This is a genomic window from Paracoccus sp. FO-3 (assembly GCF_006386455.1).
In the GTDB taxonomy this organism is placed as follows: Bacteria; Pseudomonadota; Alphaproteobacteria; order Rhodobacterales; family Rhodobacteraceae; genus Paracoccus; species Paracoccus versutus.
Map to the genome: position 1 here is coordinate 1 of NZ_VCBQ01000099.1, position 17,538 is coordinate 17,538.

A 17,538-nucleotide genomic window follows, 5' to 3' on the forward strand; every position below is an offset into this window, starting at 1 on the left:
GACTAATTTCGCACCGCCATTCTCAGAACGTATCGAACAGGCGCGGCAACGGCTCCTCATCAGCTTCAGCACCTCCGCCCGTCCGCAGCCTGGAGTGCCGACCACCGATGGCCCGGGCCGTTCGATCCCTGCACCTGACGACGACGAGGATGAGCGGCTGCCGATCCCGCGCACCGCCGAGAAGCCTGCCCGGCGCAAGCCCGACATGTCCGGCCGCACCGCCTCCGGCCCAAGCGGCGAAATTTCTTCTGACAAAAACTGGAGCATCGAGGAATGACCATGCGTAACCCCGCCGATATCACCGAGACCATGGACAAGATCCGGAGCCTCTATATCCGGACCGAGCGCGACAATAGCTTCGCCGACCACCTGGACCGCCTGCTGTCCCGCGACGCCGAGGGCAACCTCCTGCCCGTGGCGCAGCGCTTTACCACGACCCGCGAAACCCGCGGGGTGATGGTGATCGATGAGCCGGGCGGCGGCAAGTCCACCCTCATCGACCATGCTCTCCGGCGCCATCCGGCGCTGAATGCCGGGCCGGACGGACAGCAGGCATGGCTTGCCGGCTCGGTTCCGTCGCCTGCCACGTTCAAGAGCATGATTGGCCATCTTCTGGAACAGAGCGGTTATCCTCCGATCCAGGGCCGCCGGGAGGCATGGTCGCTGGTGCAGTTGCTGCGTGCCCGATTCACGGTTTGCGGCATTGCCGTCCTTTTGATCGATGAGGCTCACGACCTGTTCTGCGCCGATCGCGGCCTGATCCTGCGGGCGATCAAATCGCTGATGCAGGGCGACGAGGCGGTTGCCATCATTCTCTCCGGCACCGGGAAGCTGCGCGATATCCTGCGGTCCGATCCGCAGGTCCAGCGCCGCTTCACCACGCTGCTTCTGCCGCCTGTCGACGCGGTGGCGGACCGCGCTCATATCACCGACATGATTGCGGCCTATTGCGAGCGTGCCGATCTGGAGCCGCCCGCCGAGCCCGATCTGGTCGATCGGCTGGTCCATGCTTCCCGCTACCGTTTCGGTCGCTGCATCGAGGCCGTCATCGGCGCCATCGAACGCGCCCTGATCCAAGGGCACGAAAGTCTGGACATGGGTCATTTCGCCGAGGACTGGACTCTGAAGGAGGGGAACGAACCGCATCGCAATATCTTCCTTGCGGAAGAATGGTGGCTCATCGATCCCGACCGCGAACCGGAGGAGGACATGCCTGTCGTCAACCCGCGCCGGAAGCGGAGCAAGTAACCATGGCCCGTCTTTTCCCCCGCCTGCCCTTCGTCCCCGACGAAACGCCGCTCTCCTGGGCCGCGCGGCTTGCCGCCTTCCATACCGGCGGGCGGCTGGTGCCGTTCCTCAACGATCTGGGTATCGCGCTCGTGGATCTGGTCGCGGGCGCAACGGAAGCGATCACGCGCCTCTGCGACATCGCGGATCAGGATCCGGATCCGGTGCTGCACAATACCATTCATGCCTTGGGGGAGCGCCAGTTCCTTCTGCGCGACGAGTCCTTTGCGGCCGAGATGACCACCGGGCCGGAGACACGCTTCTGCCCAGCCTGCCTGGCCGAGGACGAGGCGGGCGGATATCGGCCCGACGCCCTGCGCCGCGGGCGGCTCATCTGGCGCTTGCAACCGGTCCGGGTCTGCCCGGTCCATCATCTGACGCTGATCTCGCGTCGGCTGAACAGATGGGACGATATCGCACACGAGCTTTCGGTTCTCGTGCCGGAAGGCCAACGGGCGCTACTGGCCCTGGCGGAAACCGCCCCTGTCCAACAGCCCTCCCCGTTGCAGGGCTATGTTCTTGCCCGCTTGGAGGGCCAATCGGGTCCCGCATGGGCCGACGGTCAGGGTATCGAACAGGTCACCCGCGCAACCGAAATGCTCGGCGGAGTGCTGGAGTTCGGGACGCAGGCCAAGCCGGCGGAACTATCGATGGCCGACTGGAATCGTGCCAGCAACAATGCTTGGTCATATGTCCGGCAGGGCGAGGACGGTGTCCGATCCGGGCTGGGCATGCTGCAACAGAGGGCAGTTGAGCGGGGCATGGTCGGTCATCGCAACCGGTTCGCCACCTTCGGCATGCTCTACCGATGGCTTTCCTCGCCAAAACTTACCAAAGACCCCGGTCCTATCCGCGAATTGCTGCGCCAGCACATCATCGACACCACGGATATCCTGCCTCAGGAAAAACTGCTCGGTGAGATCGTGACCATGCCGAAATGGGGAAGTATCAGCTCCATCGCGAAATCCGGCGGCGTGCATCCGCTCACCCTCCGGGACGTGCTCATCGCCAGGCGGGTCATCCCGGCCAAGGCGAAAGACCAGCCCTGTTCGGCCACGCTCGTGGATTTTCAGATCGGGCATGAGGTGGCGTTGGAGATGCGCAGGGCCGTCGCCGTCACCGCACTGCCCGGCCTCCTGAACGCCTCGCGCCCAATGGTGACCTGTCTCATCAACACCGGCCTTCTGGCCGCGCTGCATGGCGGCAACGGTCAGAAACAGGGCAAGGTCAGCCGTTCGATTGACGGCCTACGTGTGGAAGCGCTGATCAACAAAATCAACCAAATCTTCCCAAAGGTGGAATCCGCGCCAGCGGGCCACGTGAAGCTGGCAAAGGCCGCCGAGATGAGCCGGCTGCCGATGGAGGTCATCCTGATCGGGGTGTTCGGGCACCATCTGGAACGCGTGCTCCGCCTGCAGCGCGAACCGGGTCTCGGTGGTTTGCTCGTCGATCCGCAAGAGGTGAAAGCGCTGCCCGCCAGGATTCCGGACAAGGACATGCCCTTCGTGCTGTGAACCTGTCCCGGCAGGTTCCGCTTTCGGCTCGGGCATCGTCCATGAGTGGGTGATTCCGTCCCATCCTCCTCCGAGCATCTTTCGACCGCTTCCAATCCTCGGACTTCATGCATGCCGCCTTCGGGCGGCATTTTTCTTGCCTGATTCTCGAAGTTTCGAGGGTCACTTTATGCTTGCAAAAGGGTCAATGACTTGATGATTCAGAGGAGGGGATAGAAATTATTAAGTCTTTTCATGTTATTGAAAGCCACGTTGATTGAAATGGCTCATTTTATGCTTGGCGGCACAAGGGACTCGGATCTGTTCCAGCCAAGGGTGGAGCACATCCGCCGGGACCGCCTCGGCTACGCTTGGCGCGGAATCGGGGCGGCCGCTGAAATCCGGCAATCGACAGCGCGGATCATCCACCGCTCTTTGCGAAAATACTGCCGCGTCATTCGCCATCACGGCGGTTGGCGCGGCCCTGTCTCCCGATGCGCGTCCTTAAAGCGCTGACAATCGCGACCCAAACCCATCCGACAGATACGAGCCAGGCCGTGACATAGCCCTTGAGGGCAAAGCCGGTGCTGCTGCTTCCTTGCGGTCCAATGCCCGCGGCTCGCACTTGCCACAGGCATTGCACATCGTGGAAAGGGCCTGCCTTTTCATTCCCGCCCTGCGCTGGATCGCCTGAACGGCCCCCGGCTTCTCCCAAGGCCCGAAACGACGGCCCGCCGCGGCCAGGAAAGGCGATAGGCGTGCCGGCACATGCCCGCCGGGCCGCAAACCGCATCTGGCGAAATCGCGTCAAAGGTGTAGCCTTGTGACTGCAGCTAGGAGCCGATGCGCATGTCCCGAAAGACCGCCCGCTATGTGATCGTCCCCGACGACAACGTCTTCAACGACAGCATGGAGACCACCAGCTTCCGGCTGTTCCGCGCCATGCATCGGCGGCTGTTCCGCGCGGCCGGGGCAAGGCCCGCCGACAGCATGGCGCAGGGCGCCTGCGAGGGCTCGGCACCGGCGACAAGGCCGCGGCTGCGGATGCTGGAGACCGAGGTCGGCCGCATCCGGCTGCTCGATTCCATCGGCGAGAACGAGGCCTCGCTGGTCAGCATGACGCCCGAGCAGGCGCGCGAATTGCAGCGCGCCTATCCCGGCCTGCGGGTGCGGCGCGAATTGCGGCTTTACCCGCTGCGCTACGGCCGGCTCAACATCATCCGCAAGGAGGCCAAGCCCGCCGCCTTCCGCTCGGCCAAGGAGCTTGAGCTGCGCTGCGTCGATGCGGCCAGCGGCAAGCCGGTCGCCGGGGCCTCGGTGGTGGTGGTGCTGGACGGCCGGCGCGGCTTCGGCATCTCGGATGCGGTGACGGACAAGGACGGGCGGTTCCGCACGCCGCTGCCCGCGGGCCAGGCCCGGATCGACGCGGTGATCTGCCAGCCGCTGGCCGGATACTGGCCCGGCGGGGCCGAGGACATCCCCGTCAAGGAAGAGGGCGTGACCGGGCTGGAGCTGCCGCTGGTCCCCATCGCCGCGGATTTCGCGGACGGGCTGGACCGGATGCTGGCGCCGGCGAAGAAAACCGACGGGCGGGACGTCCGCGTCGCCATCGTGGACACCGGCGTCGATCCTGCCAAGGGGCTGAACCTGGAACGCGGGCTGAACACCACCGGGACCGAGCCCGCCGACGAATGGTTCGACAACGGCACCGGCCATGGCACCCATGTCGCCGGCATCGTGGCACGGGTCGCGCCGGGGGTGGTGCTGCATTCCTATCGCGTCTTCGAAAAGGGCGAGGGCGGGGCCAGCGAATTCGCCATCGCCCGCGCCATCCGCCAGGCGGTCGAGGACGGCTGCGACATCGTCAACCTGAGCCTGGGCCAGTCCTCCGAGCCGATCGCGATCTCGCGCGAGGTGCGCCGCGCGCGCGCCCTGGGCGTGGTCTGCGTCGCGGCGGCGGGCAACGACTACATGTCGCCCGTGTCGTATCCGGCGCGCTCGGGCGTGGTGGCGGCGGTATCCGCCGGCGGCGTGCTGGACGCCTGGCCCGAGGGCGCGATCACCGGACGAAATGTCGCAGGCGACCCTGCCCCGGTCCAGGACCGCTTTTTCGCCCGATTCAGCAATATCGGGCCGGAAGTGGACTTTATCGGACCGGGCGTGGGTATTATATCTTGGGTCGACAAGACCTCGAAAGGGGTGATGGACGGCACCTCGATGGCCTGTCCCGCCGTGGCCGGGCTGATGGCGCGATTGCTGTCCCGCACCCCCGAGATCCTTTCGGCAGAGCGCAACCAGCAGCGCTCTGACGACATTATCAAGCTGGCGAACAGCCATGCTGTTCCGATCGGTTTCGGCCCCCGCTACGAAGGCGCCGGCCTGATCGACCAGAAATGACGGCACAGAGGTGATGACCATGAAGGCCGAACGCAAGAAGACCCCGAGCTGCGTGCTCGTCTATTCCGATGACCGCGACCCCAGCCGCGAGGAAACCGCCGAGGTGCTGGACCAGTTGAAGCCGTTTCCCGCCGAAGAGGTCGTGCCGGGGACCATCCGGGTCAAGGGCAGCGTGAAGGACGTGCGCAAATGCCTGGGCAATCTTGCGCATTGGCAATTGGCGCAGGAAAAGATCTTCCGGCTCAATCCCCCGCACAAGGCGCAGCTGCGCTGATGCGGCGCGGCTTCGGCTCGCCCGCCGGGCCGGACCCGCTGCGGGTGGTCGAAACGCCGCTGCCGCTGGAAAGCTATGGCGACCGGCAGGGCTATGACCCGCGCTTCATCCTGCCCGACCAGCCCCTGCCCCTGCCCGGCCCAGGCCGCTGGGCGGGTGATCTGGTGGGCCTGCTTCCCGAGGCGCGCGATCCCGGCGGGGACGGGACCGAGATCCGCTATACCCATTTCTCGGTCCGCATGGCGCGGTCGCGCGGCCTGCCGCTTTGCAGCGCCTGCAACATCGACGGCAGCCGGTCCCGGCGCGGCCTGCCGCGCAGCGACGTCTGGCGGCGCGACCCGCGCATCGACCCGCAGGCGCAGAACCTGCGCGAAGGCTATGGCAACGACCACCAGGGCCTGTTCAGCCGCGGCCACCTGACCCGGCGCGAAGACCCGAACTGGGGCCTGCCCGAGATCGCGCGGCAGGCCGAGGCGGACACATTCCACATCACCAATGCCGCCCCGCAGCGGCAGGGCTTCAACGGCGGCATCTGGCTGGCGCTGGAGGATTACGTGCTGGACAATGCCGACCGCGCCAACCTGAAGGTGACGGTCATCACCGGCCCCATCCTCTCGGCCGAGGATCCGGTCTATTACAACCGCCAGATCCCCACCGCCTTCTGGAAGATCCTGGCCTTCGTCCATGCCGGGACCGGGGAACTCACCGCCATCGGCTATCGCCGCTCGCAGATGGATTACCTGCCCCGGCCGGCGGGCGGGCGCTTCGTCTTTGGCGATTTCCGCGACAGCCAGGTGCCGATCCGCGCCATCGCGCAGGAAAGCGGTCTGGACCTTGCCGCCTATGCCGAACTGGACGTGATGGCCGGCGGCTCGCCCGAGATGGAGATCCGGGTGGCCAGCGCCGCCGATTTCTACCTGTCGCGCTGATCGGCCGTTTCCGCCTCGACCGGGAAGCCCTGGGCCAGGATGCGCTCGGCCATGGCGGCGGGGATGGCGCCGGGGGTGCGGCCGCGCTCGGCGCCAAGGCGCGTGCGCACGAAAGCCCCGGCCAGGTCGGCATCGCCCTGGACCAGCAGCACGGCAGCGGCCAGCAGCAGGGCGCTGCGCTCGGTGAACCAGCGCGCCTCGGCCTCGGGCACGCCGCCGCCCCAGCGCTCGCGATGCGCGGCCAGCGCCGCGTCATAGGCCGGGTCCAGCCCCAGGGCGCTATCCAGCCGCGCCGCCAGCGTCTCGGCCGCCAGGGGTTCGCGCGCCAGCGTGCGCAGCACGTCGAGGCAGATCACATTGCCCGATCCTTCCCAGATGCCGTTCAGCGGCGCCTCGCGGTACAGCAGCGGCAGGGGCGTGTCCTCGACATAGCCCATGCCGCCCAGCACCTCCATCGCCTCGGCCACGACCATGGGACACAGCTTGTTCGACAGGTATTTCGCCAGCGCCACGCCGATGCGGGCAAAGGCGCGATCCTCGGCCTCGCAGCCGTCGAAGCTGGCGGCGACATGCAGGCCAAGCGCCAGGCAGCCCTGCCAGTCCAGCACCAGGTCGGCCAGCACCGCCCGCATCAGGGGTTGGTCGATCAGCCGGCGCTGGAAGGTGCTGCGATGGGCGGTCCAGTGATGCGCCTCGCGCAGCGCCGCCCGCATCAGCCCGGCCGGCGCCAGGGCGGTGTCGAGCCGGGTGTGATGCACCATCGCAAGGATGGTGCGGATGCCCTCGCCCTCGTCGCCGATCCGCCAGGCCAGGGCGCGGCAATATTCGATCTCGGCCGAGCCGTTCGAGCGGTTGCCGAGCTTGTCCTTGAGCCGCTGGATGCGGATGGCGTTGCGCCCGCCCTCCAGCCAGCGCGGCACCAGAAAGCAAGTCAGCCCGCGCCCGGTCTGCGCCAGCGTCAGGAACCCGTCCGACATCGGCGCCGAGCAGAACCATTTATGCCCGGTCAGCCGCCAGGCATCGCCGTCCGGCTCGGCCCGCGTGGTGTTGGCGCGCAGGTCGGAACCGCCCTGCTTTTCCGTCATCGCCATGCCCAGCGTCGCGCCCTGCTTGGCGGAAAGCGGCAGCACCGCCGGGTCGTAGCGCCGCGAAAGCAGCGCCGCCCGCCAGTCGCCGGGCAGGTCAGCGGCGCCCGAGACGACCGGGATGGCGGCATAGGTCATGGTCAGCGGGCAGCAATGCCCCGGCTCGACCTGGCTGGCCAGATAGACCATGGCGGCATGGGTCAGGTGGCCGGCCGGCCCGCCCTCCCACGCGACCGAGTGATAGCCGGCGGCGATGGAGTCGCGCATGAAGCCGTGCCAGGCGGGGTGAAAGCGCAGCTCGTCCAGCCGCCGGCCTNCGGGCGGATGGCGGTTGGCATCGCGCGCCGCCCCCGCCGCCTCGGCCCGGCCGAGTTGCGCGCCATAGCGGGCCAGCCCCTCGGGCTGCGCGCCGCCGGCCTCCAGCATGGCGCGCAGGGCGGGATCGTCGCGCCACAGGTCGCGGTCGCCGGGGCCCGGCGGCTGGTTCAGCACCTCATGCGTGCCCAGCTCGGCTGTCGGATCGATGCGCATGGCCAGGCCCCTCCTGCTGCCTCGTGCCGGGCGATCCTAACCCGGAAGGCCGCCTCGTCGCGAGTCCCGATCGGGAAACGGACGGGCGGGCGGGCGAGTGATCGGCATGGAAAACCGCGGCGAAAACCGCGGCCGCCCGCATCGGGGCAGCCGCGGCGTCGGGCATGGCTCGGGACCGGCGGTCAGGCGCGTTCGGGGACGGGCAGGTCCAGCCAGTCGCGATAGAAGGTGTCGATGTCCGGTTCGAAATCATGGATCACCGGATACCAGGGCGTCGGCGCCTCGACATCCAGCAGATCGCCCGAGAGCGGGCAGAAATACTCCCGGATCACCTGCCATTCCGGCGAAGGCGCCATCAGCCGCGGATACAGCTCTTCCATCTGCGCCGGGGTGCTGCGCACGCGGATGCGGGCATGCAGCTTCCAGTTCTGGTCCCATTCGCAGAAATCGTAACCGGCCTGGCTGCGGATCATCCATTTCTTGTCCGACTGGCGCTGGACGATGTAGAGCTTGGGCCCCAGCGGCAGGATGATCGGGTCGTCCCAGTCCACCTGTTCCTGCAGGATCTCCAGGTAGATCTGGAAACGCTCCTTGTCCTTGGGCGTGGCCAGCATGGTGTGCAGCGTGTCGCGATCGATCTTGCCGTCCACCAGGTCTTTGATCTTGGCTTTGGTATAGGCCATCATGTCCTCCCTTGGATTGGCCTTGAAGGGGTTGGCTGCGCCCGAGGGGGACCGGACGCAGCCGGGGCGTCATTCCTCGACGAATTGCACGGTCCTGACGTCCGGCAGTTCCGAGATGTCCATCGAGTATTCGCGCCCGTAGGAAGGGATCGGCAGGTCCGCCTCCATCAGCTTCCAGTCCACCGGCAGGTTCCAGAAGTCCCGGAACTGCTGCTCGAACCGCGGCCCCAGCTTGAAGGATGCGGCAAACATCTGCTGGACATGCACGCCCGCGTCCTTGGCCAGGATGCGCTGGCGCTCGGCCTCCATCCATTCCTGGGTGGGCACCGATTCCTCCAGCCGCTGCTTGCGGATTGCCTTGCGCCGCGCCTCGGTCGCGGCCAGGTCCACGCCCTTCATGCCGTCGCCCGCGTCCCGCAGCACCACGCCATAGACGCTGTCGGCAAAGCGGGGCAGCAGGTAGCCGCCGTTCACGTCGTCGGCCACCTTCTGCGGCTCGCGGTCCAGCGGATCGCCGAAGCCGGGCCCGCCGCGCATGTAGTTCAGATAGAGGTCGTAGTCCTTGAACATGGCCTCGGTGGTGATCGCCTGCTTGTCGCGCTTGATGCGCGCATCGGGCAGCATCGCCTCCCAGGTCGGGTTCTCGGGGTCGGTGTCGCCGCCATGCGGGATGGCGCCGCCCTGGGCGATGATCTCCTGAAGCCGGGTGTCATGCGCCTCGAAGCGATAGCCAGAGGCGGCGGGATAGCCGCCCATCAGCCCCCAGTCCGAGCTGATATGGCCGTTGCCCATGAAGAACATGGTCCAGTCCTTGGCGTTCCAGACCATGCGCAGCGATTCAAAGCCGCAGCCGCCGCGATACTTGCCCGCGCCGCCGGAGCTGGCCTTGATCTGCCGGCCCAGATAGACCAGCGGCTCGGCCAGTTCCCAGATCTCCATGTCGCCCATGTCGCCTTCCGGGTTCCAGACCGCGGCGGCATGGCTGATGCCGTCCATATGCGCGCTGGCGCCGACGCCGTTCGCCGCACATTCGAACGAGTTCACGGCATGGATCTCGTCATACTGGTTGAAGCCGCCGCCCTGCAGCCAGTTCGAGGTATTGGCGTTGCCGGCATTGACCTCTTCCAGGTAGCCGCGGCCGAAATAGGCCCGGCTGAGACCCCGCCACAGCGCCGTCCAGGAACTGACCAGGAAGTGCCAGCTATAGCTGAACGCGACGCGGCGATCGTCCGGGTTCATCCAGGTGCCTTTCGGCAGCCGGAACTCGGTCCCGTAGGCGGCGCCGTCGTTGATCATCTCGGTCGGGATCAGCGATTGCGTCATCATCACCCAGATGCCGCTGGTGAAGCTGACCTGATGGGCGTTGTAGGTGTGCCAGCCCCAGCGGGACGAGCCCTCGAAGTCCAGCCGCCAGGTGCCGTCCGGGCGGATGGTGATCTCGGAGGGCGTATGCATGATCGTGTCGACCTTGGCGAAATCGGACGGCACCCGCACGTCGTCATGCGCATAGGGCACGTCCACGAAGCCCACTTGCCGGTACTTGCCGGGAATGGTCATCGCCTTGATGCGGGCCTGCAGGCCGACGCGGCCATGCTCGACCGATTCATAGGCGAATTTCCAATAGGCCTCGATGCCCTCGTCCGCGATCACCTCCTCGACCAGCTTGCGGATCATGTGGCAGCCGGCGACGCGGGTGCGTTCGTCCAGCATCCAGTAACGGGTGGTGCGCACCATGCGCTGGCTTTCGTGCAGCCAGTCGCGCTTCAGCTCGTCATTCTCGCCGATCTTACGGCAGGTGATGGAATAGCCGTCGCCGAAACGCTGCACCTGGCCCGTGGACATCGAGCCCGGCCCGACCGAACCGGTGTCGATCACATGGGTCACGCCGCCGACCCAGCCGATCAGCTCGCCCTCGTGAAAGATCGGCACGATGGTGTGGATGTCGCAGGGATGGACATTGCCGATCAGGCTGTCGTTGTTGCAGAAGATGTCCTTGTCCTTGATGCCGGGGTTATGCTCCCAGCCGTTCTCGATCATGTATTTGATCGCCGCGCCCATGGTGCCGACATGGATGATGATGCCGGTCGAGGTCAGGATCGAATCGCCCGCCGCGTTGTAGAGGGTGAAGCACAGCTCGCCCTCCTGCTCGACGATGGGCGAGGCGGCGATCTTCTTGGCGGTCTCGCGCGCGTCGACCACCCCGGCGCGAAGCCGCGAGAACAGCTTGTTGTATTTGATCGGGTCGCTGTCGCGCAGCTCCATCCGCTCCAGACCGGCATAGTGCCGTGTCCGCTTGGTGGCCTCCATCAGCCGGTCGCGGTGCTGCTTCAGCGTCTCGCCGCCGCGGACGATGCCGCGCGTCTCGACTTTGGATTGCATGTTCATGATGTTTCCTCCCCGGGAAATCAGACTTCTTTCAGGTGGAACAGGCGGTGGCCGTCCAGGAACGTCTCGAAACCGCCCGGCACCACGAAGGTCGTCGCGTCGGATTCGATCACGGCGGGGCCGCTGATGCGGTTGCCGGGCTTCAAGGCTTCCATCCGGTAAAGCTGGGCATCGACCCATTTCTTGTGCCGGTAGAACTTGCGCGTGCCGAGCTTGGCCTCCTCGGGCGGGGTCGGGCCGGCCTCGGCTTCCTTCGGGATCTTCGGCTTCGGGATCGGCACCGTGCCGCGCATGATCGCGCCGGTCACCGAATAGCCCAGCTCGGGCGAGCGGGCCGAGGCGGCATAGACCCGGCCATAGGTGTCGTTGAAGGCCTCGACCAGGCGGTCCCAATCCCCGGCGGAATGGGCCTGCATGATCGGGCTTTCGATTTCCAGGTCGTTCAGCTGGCCGCGATACTGCATCCGGAAACCCGGCTGCAGTTGCACGCGGTCGGCGGCATAGCCGTTGATCTCGAATTCCTCGAGCACGCGCTCCTTCAGCTCTTCCCAGGCGGCTTGCAGGGTTTCGGCCTGCGCGACCTTCAGGTCGGCCGAGGCATCCTCGGCGATATTGATGTCCAGCGACTTGTCATAGCGATATTCGAAATCCGCCGCCGCACAGCCGAAGGCGGAAAAGCCCGCCGCCCAGGCCGGCACGATCACGTCCTCGAAGCCCAGCCCCTCGGTATAGCCATAGGTATGGACCGGGCCGGCGCCGCCATAGCTGAAGCAGACGAAGTTGCCCGGCGTCGAGCCCTTGCCCGAGATCATCGAGCGCAGATAGTCGCGCAGGTCGCTGTCCAGCAGTTCGATGACGCCCGCCGCCGCATCCTCGACCGACAGGCCCAGCGGATCGGCGATCTGCTCCTTCATCGCGTTCCAGGCGCGTTCGCGGTCCAGCTTGACCTGCCCGCCCAGGAAATTGTCGGGGTTCAGATAGCCCAGGATGACATGGCAATCCGAGATGGTGACCGTCTCGATCCCCGACTCGGCCCAGCAGACGCCGACCCGATAGCCGGCGCTGTCCGGACCCAGCTTGATCGCCTTGGTATAGGGGTCAAGCCGGATGAACGAACCGGCGCCCGCGCCGACCGAATCCATCGCCACCAGCGGCAGCGACAGCACCAGCCGCGCCATGTCGGGGTCGTTGCGGATCGTCAGCTCGTTCTGGGTGATCAGCGCCACGTCGAACGAGGTGCCGCCGATATCCGAACAGGCGATGTTGGAATAGCCCAGCACCTCGCCCAGGTATTTGGCGCCGATCACCCCGCCGATCGGACCCGAGACGATGGTGCGCGCCAGTTCCTTGGCCTTCCACGAGATGGTTCCGCCATGCGTCGCCATCACCCGGAAATCGAATTTCGAGCCGTTCTCCTTGAAGGCCGAGGTGATCTTGCTCAGCGTCTGGCGCGAGGGCTCGGCGGCATAGGCTTCCAGGATCGTGGTATTGGTGCGGTGGGTTTCCTTGCGCACCGGGTAATAGTCGGTCGAGGCAAAGACCGGGATCGACTTGCCCGAGGCCGCCACCTCTTCCTGCACGATGTCGCGAACCCGGCGTTCATGGCCGGGGTTGCGATAGCTGTGCAGAAGCGAGATCACGATGCCCTCGACATCCTGCGCGATCAGGTCGCGCGCCGCCTGCCGCGCGGTATCCTCGCGCAGCGGGATGACCACGGTCCCGGACATGTCCACGCGCTCCATCACGCCGCGGGTCAGGTGGCGCGGCACCAGCGGCTCGTCGTAGTAATGCGTGTTCAGGTGGATGCGGTCCTCGTAGGCAAAGCCCAGATAGGCCTGGATCGCGCGGCCCATGCGGTGGAAGTCCTCCATCCCCGCATTGACGATCAGCCCGCAGCGCAGCCCCTTGCGCTGCACCACGCGGTTCAGCATGGCGGTGCCGGAATAGACGCCGGTCTGGATGCCGGACAGCGCCTCCTCCAGCGTCAGGCCCCAATGCTCAAGCCCTTCCTTGGAACTGGCGATCAGGCCGAGCGCCTCGTTCTGCGGCGTCGATTGCGCCTTGCCGACGACGAATTCGCCCTCGCTGTCGACAAAGAACGTGTCGGTCATGGTGCCGCCGGCATCGATGCCCAGCACCTGCACCTTGCGATTGTTGGATTTGTCCAATGGCACGGTTTTCTCCTCCCATTGCGCCACCTCCCCGTGGCGTGATGACAGGATGGAACCGGGGGGCCGGCCCGTGTTGTCCGGTTTTCGGACGATGTGTCGGACAGCGGGCGGACAGCTGCCGGCGCGTCAGTCGCGGCGCGGGCGCGGGATGCCGTATTGGTCCAGCTTCAGATACAGCGTCGAGCGCGCGATCCCCAGCCGCCGGGCGACCTCGGTCATGTTGCCGCCCGCCTCGGCCACGGCGGCGGCGATCTCGGCCCGTTCGCGGTCGCGCAGGGTGCTTTCGGCCCGCGGCCCGGCGGGCCGGGTCAGGTGCCGCGGCAGGTCGGCCACGTCGACCAGCCCGCTCAGCGAGGTCGCGCCCAGCGATTCCATGAGGTTGCGCAACTCGCGCAGGTTGCCCGGCCAGTCATGCGCCTGAAGATGCAGCATCGCCGCCGGGGTAAAGCGCAGGGCCCGGCCATGGCGCTGCTGCGGATAAGCCGCGGCAAAGCGGCGGATCAGGGCGGGCAGGTCGTCGCGCCGCTCGGCCAGGGCGGGCAGGCGCAGGGTGGCGGCGGCCAGCCGGAAATACAGGTCGCTGCGCAGCTCGCCCTGCGCCATCCGCTCGGCCAGGCCGGCCGAGGACAGCGACAGGATCTGCAAGGGCGCGGTTGCCGCGCGGCGCAGATGGGCCAGGACTTGCGCCAGCAGCGCCTGCACCGGCGGCGGCGCCTGGGCCGGCTCGTCCAGGCACAGCGTCCCGCCGCTTTCCGCCAGCCGCGTCAACGCGCCCGCATCGACCAGGTCGTCGCGCAGCGCATCGGGGTCCAGCAGGCTGCAATCGACGAATTCGAAGCGCTGGCTCGCCTGCGGCCCCGCCCCGTGCAGCGCGCGGGCAAGGGTTTCCTTTCCCGCCCCCACCGGCCCCTCGATCAGCAAGGGCACGTTGCCCTCGACATATTTCGCGGCGGCGGCGCAGATCGGGCCCAGGCAGGCGCCGCTCTGGCCGATCTGCGCCAGGTCCACCGCCGGATCGGCCGGGCCGCGGCTGCGCAAACCGGGCCGCGGCAGGGTAAGCATGACGCCCAGCATGTCGCCGCGATCCGCCAGCACGTCCACGTCGGCATGGGGCAGAACCTGCCGCAACCGGGCGGCCAGATGGCCCGGATCGCCGTCGCGCGCGTCGGCCGGCAGGTGCAGCGCCCTGCCCTCGCCGTCCCAGGCCCGGCCCGCCGCGGCATCGAAACCGGCGCTGGACCAGACCGGCTGGCCGAAGCGGTCCAGCACCATGATCGCATCGCCGCTGCGGTCGCGGCGCTCGGCCAGCAGCCGCTCGACCAGGCGGCGATGCTCCTGCAGGCCGGCGTTGCGCATCGCCTCTTCGATCTGCATGGCCAGCGTGACCGAAAAGGCCGCGACCTGGCCGAAGGACTGTTCGGAAGGCCCCGAGATGTCGATGGCGCCCAGCAACTCGCCGCTGAACGGATCCTTGATCGGCGCGGCGGCGCAGGACCAGCGCTGGATCGCCTCGCAGAAATGCTCGACGCCCGAGATGGTGACGGGCTTGACCAGGTGCAGCGCCGTGCCGATCGCATTGGTGCCGATGGTGTCCTCGTTCCAATGGCCGCCGGGGTGAAGGTGGTTTTCCTGCCCGCGCGACAGGATGCGGGCATCGCCCTCGGCCTCCATCACCACGCCGCTGCGGTCGCAAAGCAGCAGCATCATCCCCGCGTCGTTCAGCATGTAGCCGGCGCGGCGGATCGCCGTCTGCGCGGCCGAGCGCAGGCGCTGGTTCCGGCTGCGGATCGCGCGCAACTCGTCCTGCGCGACGCTGGGCGCGCGCTTGAGCGTCTCGATCTCCTTGCGTCCCCTGGACCTGACCCAGGATCTGAGCACGACCTCCCGTATGCTGGGGGGTACGCTCCCCAGCGCTCGGAATCGCTCCCAGTCCTCCTTCTGGATGCTTTCCGGCATGTTCTTGCGCCCTGCGTTAAAGGCTGACGGATAGTAAGGTGCGCGGCCCTGCCGGTGTCAAGAAAAAGCCGGACGGACGACCTGCGGCTTTTACGCCGGTCGCGGCAGCAGCGGGCTCCCCAAAGGGCTTCCCGCCGTTCCGGCGCCCCCATCCCTCGCCCGCGCAAAAGGGCAACGGACCCCAAGGGGTAATTCATCTGCAAAGGGGGAGAAATGGTAGCGGAGGAGGGATTTGAACCCCCGACACAAGGATTATGATTCCTCTGCTCTAACCAGCTGAGCTACTCCGCCACGGAGTGCGTGCGATTTACGGCGGGCGGCGGGGGGCGTCAAGGGGCCGAAAGCAGGTTTCTGAAAGTTTTTGACCCGCCCCCGGCCCCTGCGCCATGATCGCCCGCGGCCGATCTTCTTCGTTGCCCAAATACCCAAAAACCACGCGCCACGGCGCGCGCGGCAAGCGCCACCGCCGCCTGCGCGGAAACACCGTCGAATCAGATCGCGATGCCGTTGCGCCCCGCGAGATCGGTAAAGAACTGCCAGGCCACCCGACCCGAGCGAGAGCCGCGCGTCGCCTGCCACTCGATCGCCTCGGCGCGCAACTGCTCCTCGGGGATCTGCAAGCCGTAGGCGTCGCAATAGCCGCGCACCATGGCCAGGTATTCGTCCTGCGAGCAGGGATGAAAGCCCAGCCACAGCCCGAAGCGATCCGACAGCGAGACCTTTTCCTCGACCGCCTCGCCGGGATGGATGGCGGTCGAACGCTCGTTGTCGATCATGTCGCGCGGCATCAGGTGGCGCCGGTTCGAGGTGGCGTAAAGGATCACGTTCGCCGGCCGCCCCGAGATGCCGCCGTCCAGCACCGCCTTGAGCGACTTGTATTGCGTGTCGTCATGGCTGAAGGACAGGTCGTCGGAAAACAGCACGAAGCGGCGCTCGCTCGCCCGGCCCAGGATCGCCAGCAGCCGCCCGACCGAGCCCAGATCCTCGCGCGCGATCTCGACCAGCACCAGCGGCAGGCCCTGGCGCACCGCCTCGGCATGCACGGCCTTGACCAGCGAGCTCTTGCCCATGCCGCGCGAACCCCAAAGCAGCGCATTGTTCGCCGCATGGCCGCGGGCGAATTGCAGCGTGTTCGCCAGCAGCGTGTCGCGCGCCCGGTCGATGCCGATCAGCTGCACCAGATCGACGCGGTTGACCTCGGCCACCGGCTCCAGCCGGTCGGGGTCGGGCTGCCAGACATAGGCGGTGGCCTCGGTGAAACTCGGCTCGGGCGCGGGCGGCGGCGACATGCGTTCCAGCGCCGCGGCGATGCGCAGCAGGGCTTCGTCAGACATCGGCTTCCTGTTCTTCCAGCTCGCGTTTCTTCTCCATCCGCCGCACCAGGAAGATCGACACCTCGTAAAGCCCGTAGATCACCGAGAACAGCACGATCTGGCTGATGACATCGGGCGGCGTGACCATGGCGGCAAGGATCAGGATCACCACGATGGCATAGCGGCGCACGCTGGCCAGCCCTTCCGAGGACACCAGCCCCGCCTTGCCCATCAGCGTCAGCGCCACCGGCAACTGGAAGGACAGGCCGAAGGCCAGGATGAACTTGGTGGTCAGCGCCAGGTATTCCTCGACCGAGCCCTGGAAGACGATGCCGGCCCAGGGCTGCTCGGCACCCGCCGCACCCCCCGCCCCAGCCGCGGCGGCGACCGCCGGATCGGCGGGCTGCGCCGCCGGACCTTGCTGGAAGCCCAGGAAGAAGTCGAAGGCCCAGGGCAGGATGATGTAATAGGCGAAGGCCGCGCCGATCAGGAACATCACCGGCGAGGCGACCAGGAAGGGCAGCAGCGCGTTCTTTTCGCTGCGGTAAAGCCCCGGCGCAACGAAACGCCACAGCTGGTAGCCGACCACCGGAAAGGCCAGCACGAAACCGCCGAAGAAGGCGATGCGCATGGCGACGAAGAAGCCCTCCTGCAGTTTCAGCAGGATCAGACCGCAGGCCTGGTCGCGCTTTTCCAGCGCGTGGCAGATCGGCTGGGTCAGGAAGTCGAAGATCGGGTTCCAGACGAAATAGCACAGCACCATCGCCACGACGAAGGCGAGAACCGACCAGATCAGCCGCGTGCGCAGCTCGGCCAGATGCTCGATCAGGGGGGCGGATGTGTCGTCGATATCGTCCGGCTTGGCAGATTTCATCGCCACGGGAGCGGCCTCTTCATGTCAGTCTTGTCAAGCGCGGTCGGACCGGCGCACGGCGTGCAGGCGGCGGCGCCCTTCGGCCGTGTCCAGCGCATCCTCGGCGGCTACCGGCGGGGCGGCGACGCCCGGCGCGGGCGGCAGGTCGGCGGGCGGGGCG

Annotated in this window: 13 protein-coding genes and 1 tRNA gene; 6 read left to right on the forward strand and 8 right to left on the reverse strand. The window is 67.1% G+C overall.

The annotated features are described in order from the left end of the window. The 6 genes from FE811_RS27595 to FE811_RS21015 all read left to right on the forward strand — a co-directional run. Window positions 1-277 (forward strand): hypothetical protein (locus tag FE811_RS27595; RefSeq protein WP_219848916.1); only part of this gene is annotated, 277 nt, incomplete at its 5' end. 2 nt (window positions 278-279) lie between these two features. Continuing rightward, entirely contained in the window at window positions 280-1,248 is a 969-nt protein-coding gene (locus FE811_RS20995) for a TniB family NTP-binding protein (protein ID WP_140848629.1), read from the forward strand. Between the two features lie 2 nt (window positions 1,249-1,250). After that, window positions 1,251-2,801: a TniQ family protein gene (locus tag FE811_RS21000; RefSeq protein WP_181180912.1), complete on the forward strand. Its 1,551-nt coding sequence runs from the start codon at window positions 1,251-1,253 to the stop codon at window positions 2,799-2,801. Between the two features lie 828 nt (window positions 2,802-3,629). Beyond that, a complete protein-coding gene (locus FE811_RS21005; RefSeq protein WP_243785749.1) occupies window positions 3,630-5,177 on the forward strand; it encodes a S8 family serine peptidase in 1,548 nt (515 codons plus the stop codon). A 19-nt stretch (window positions 5,178-5,196) separates the two neighbouring features. Then, window positions 5,197-5,451 carry a hypothetical protein gene (locus tag FE811_RS21010; RefSeq protein WP_140848633.1) on the forward strand — a complete coding sequence of 85 codons (255 nt, stop codon included), beginning with the start codon at window positions 5,197-5,199 and terminating at the stop codon, window positions 5,449-5,451. Further along, on the forward strand, window positions 5,451-6,380 hold the full coding sequence (locus FE811_RS21015) for a DNA/RNA non-specific endonuclease (RefSeq protein ID WP_181180913.1): 930 nt from the start codon (window positions 5,451-5,453) through the stop codon (window positions 6,378-6,380). The genes FE811_RS21010 and FE811_RS21015 overlap by 1 nt, the downstream gene beginning before the upstream one ends. Here FE811_RS21015 and FE811_RS21020 read toward each other — a convergent pair. From FE811_RS21020 to tatC, 8 genes are all read right to left on the reverse strand, one after another. Then, window positions 6,365-7,996, reverse strand: coding sequence for an acyl-CoA dehydrogenase family protein (locus FE811_RS21020; protein WP_140848637.1), 1,632 nt, complete (start codon window positions 7,994-7,996; stop codon window positions 6,365-6,367). The genes FE811_RS21015 and FE811_RS21020 overlap by 16 nt on opposite strands. Window positions 7,997-8,178: 182 nt before the next feature. Further along, window positions 8,179-8,679, reverse strand: a complete 501-nt coding sequence (locus FE811_RS21025) for an acetone carboxylase subunit gamma (protein WP_036759216.1) — start codon at window positions 8,677-8,679, stop codon at window positions 8,179-8,181. Between the two features lie 69 nt (window positions 8,680-8,748). Then, entirely contained in the window at window positions 8,749-11,064 is a 2,316-nt protein-coding gene (locus FE811_RS21030; protein ID WP_116222265.1) for a hydantoinase B/oxoprolinase family protein, read from the reverse strand. A 20-nt stretch (window positions 11,065-11,084) separates the two neighbouring features. Then, window positions 11,085-13,232 (reverse strand): hydantoinase/oxoprolinase family protein, encoded by a 2,148-nt coding sequence (locus tag FE811_RS21035; protein ID WP_116222458.1) that lies wholly within the window; start codon window positions 13,230-13,232, stop codon window positions 11,085-11,087. A gap of 129 nt (window positions 13,233-13,361) precedes the next feature. Further along, window positions 13,362-15,113 (reverse strand): sigma-54-dependent Fis family transcriptional regulator, encoded by a 1,752-nt coding sequence (locus tag FE811_RS21040; RefSeq protein WP_244295209.1) that lies wholly within the window; start codon window positions 15,111-15,113, stop codon window positions 13,362-13,364. Between the two features lie 292 nt (window positions 15,114-15,405). After that, window positions 15,406-15,482 (reverse strand) — tRNA-Met (locus tag FE811_RS21045). 200 nt (window positions 15,483-15,682) lie between these two features. Continuing rightward, entirely contained in the window at window positions 15,683-16,525 is an 843-nt protein-coding gene (locus FE811_RS21050) for an ATP-binding protein (protein ID WP_036759181.1), read from the reverse strand. Next, window positions 16,518-17,378, reverse strand: coding sequence for a twin-arginine translocase subunit TatC (tatC, locus tag FE811_RS21055; protein WP_116222263.1), 861 nt, complete (start codon window positions 17,376-17,378; stop codon window positions 16,518-16,520). Before tatC ends, FE811_RS21050 begins: the two co-directional genes overlap by 8 nt. Between the last annotated feature and the right edge of the window lie 160 nt (window positions 17,379-17,538).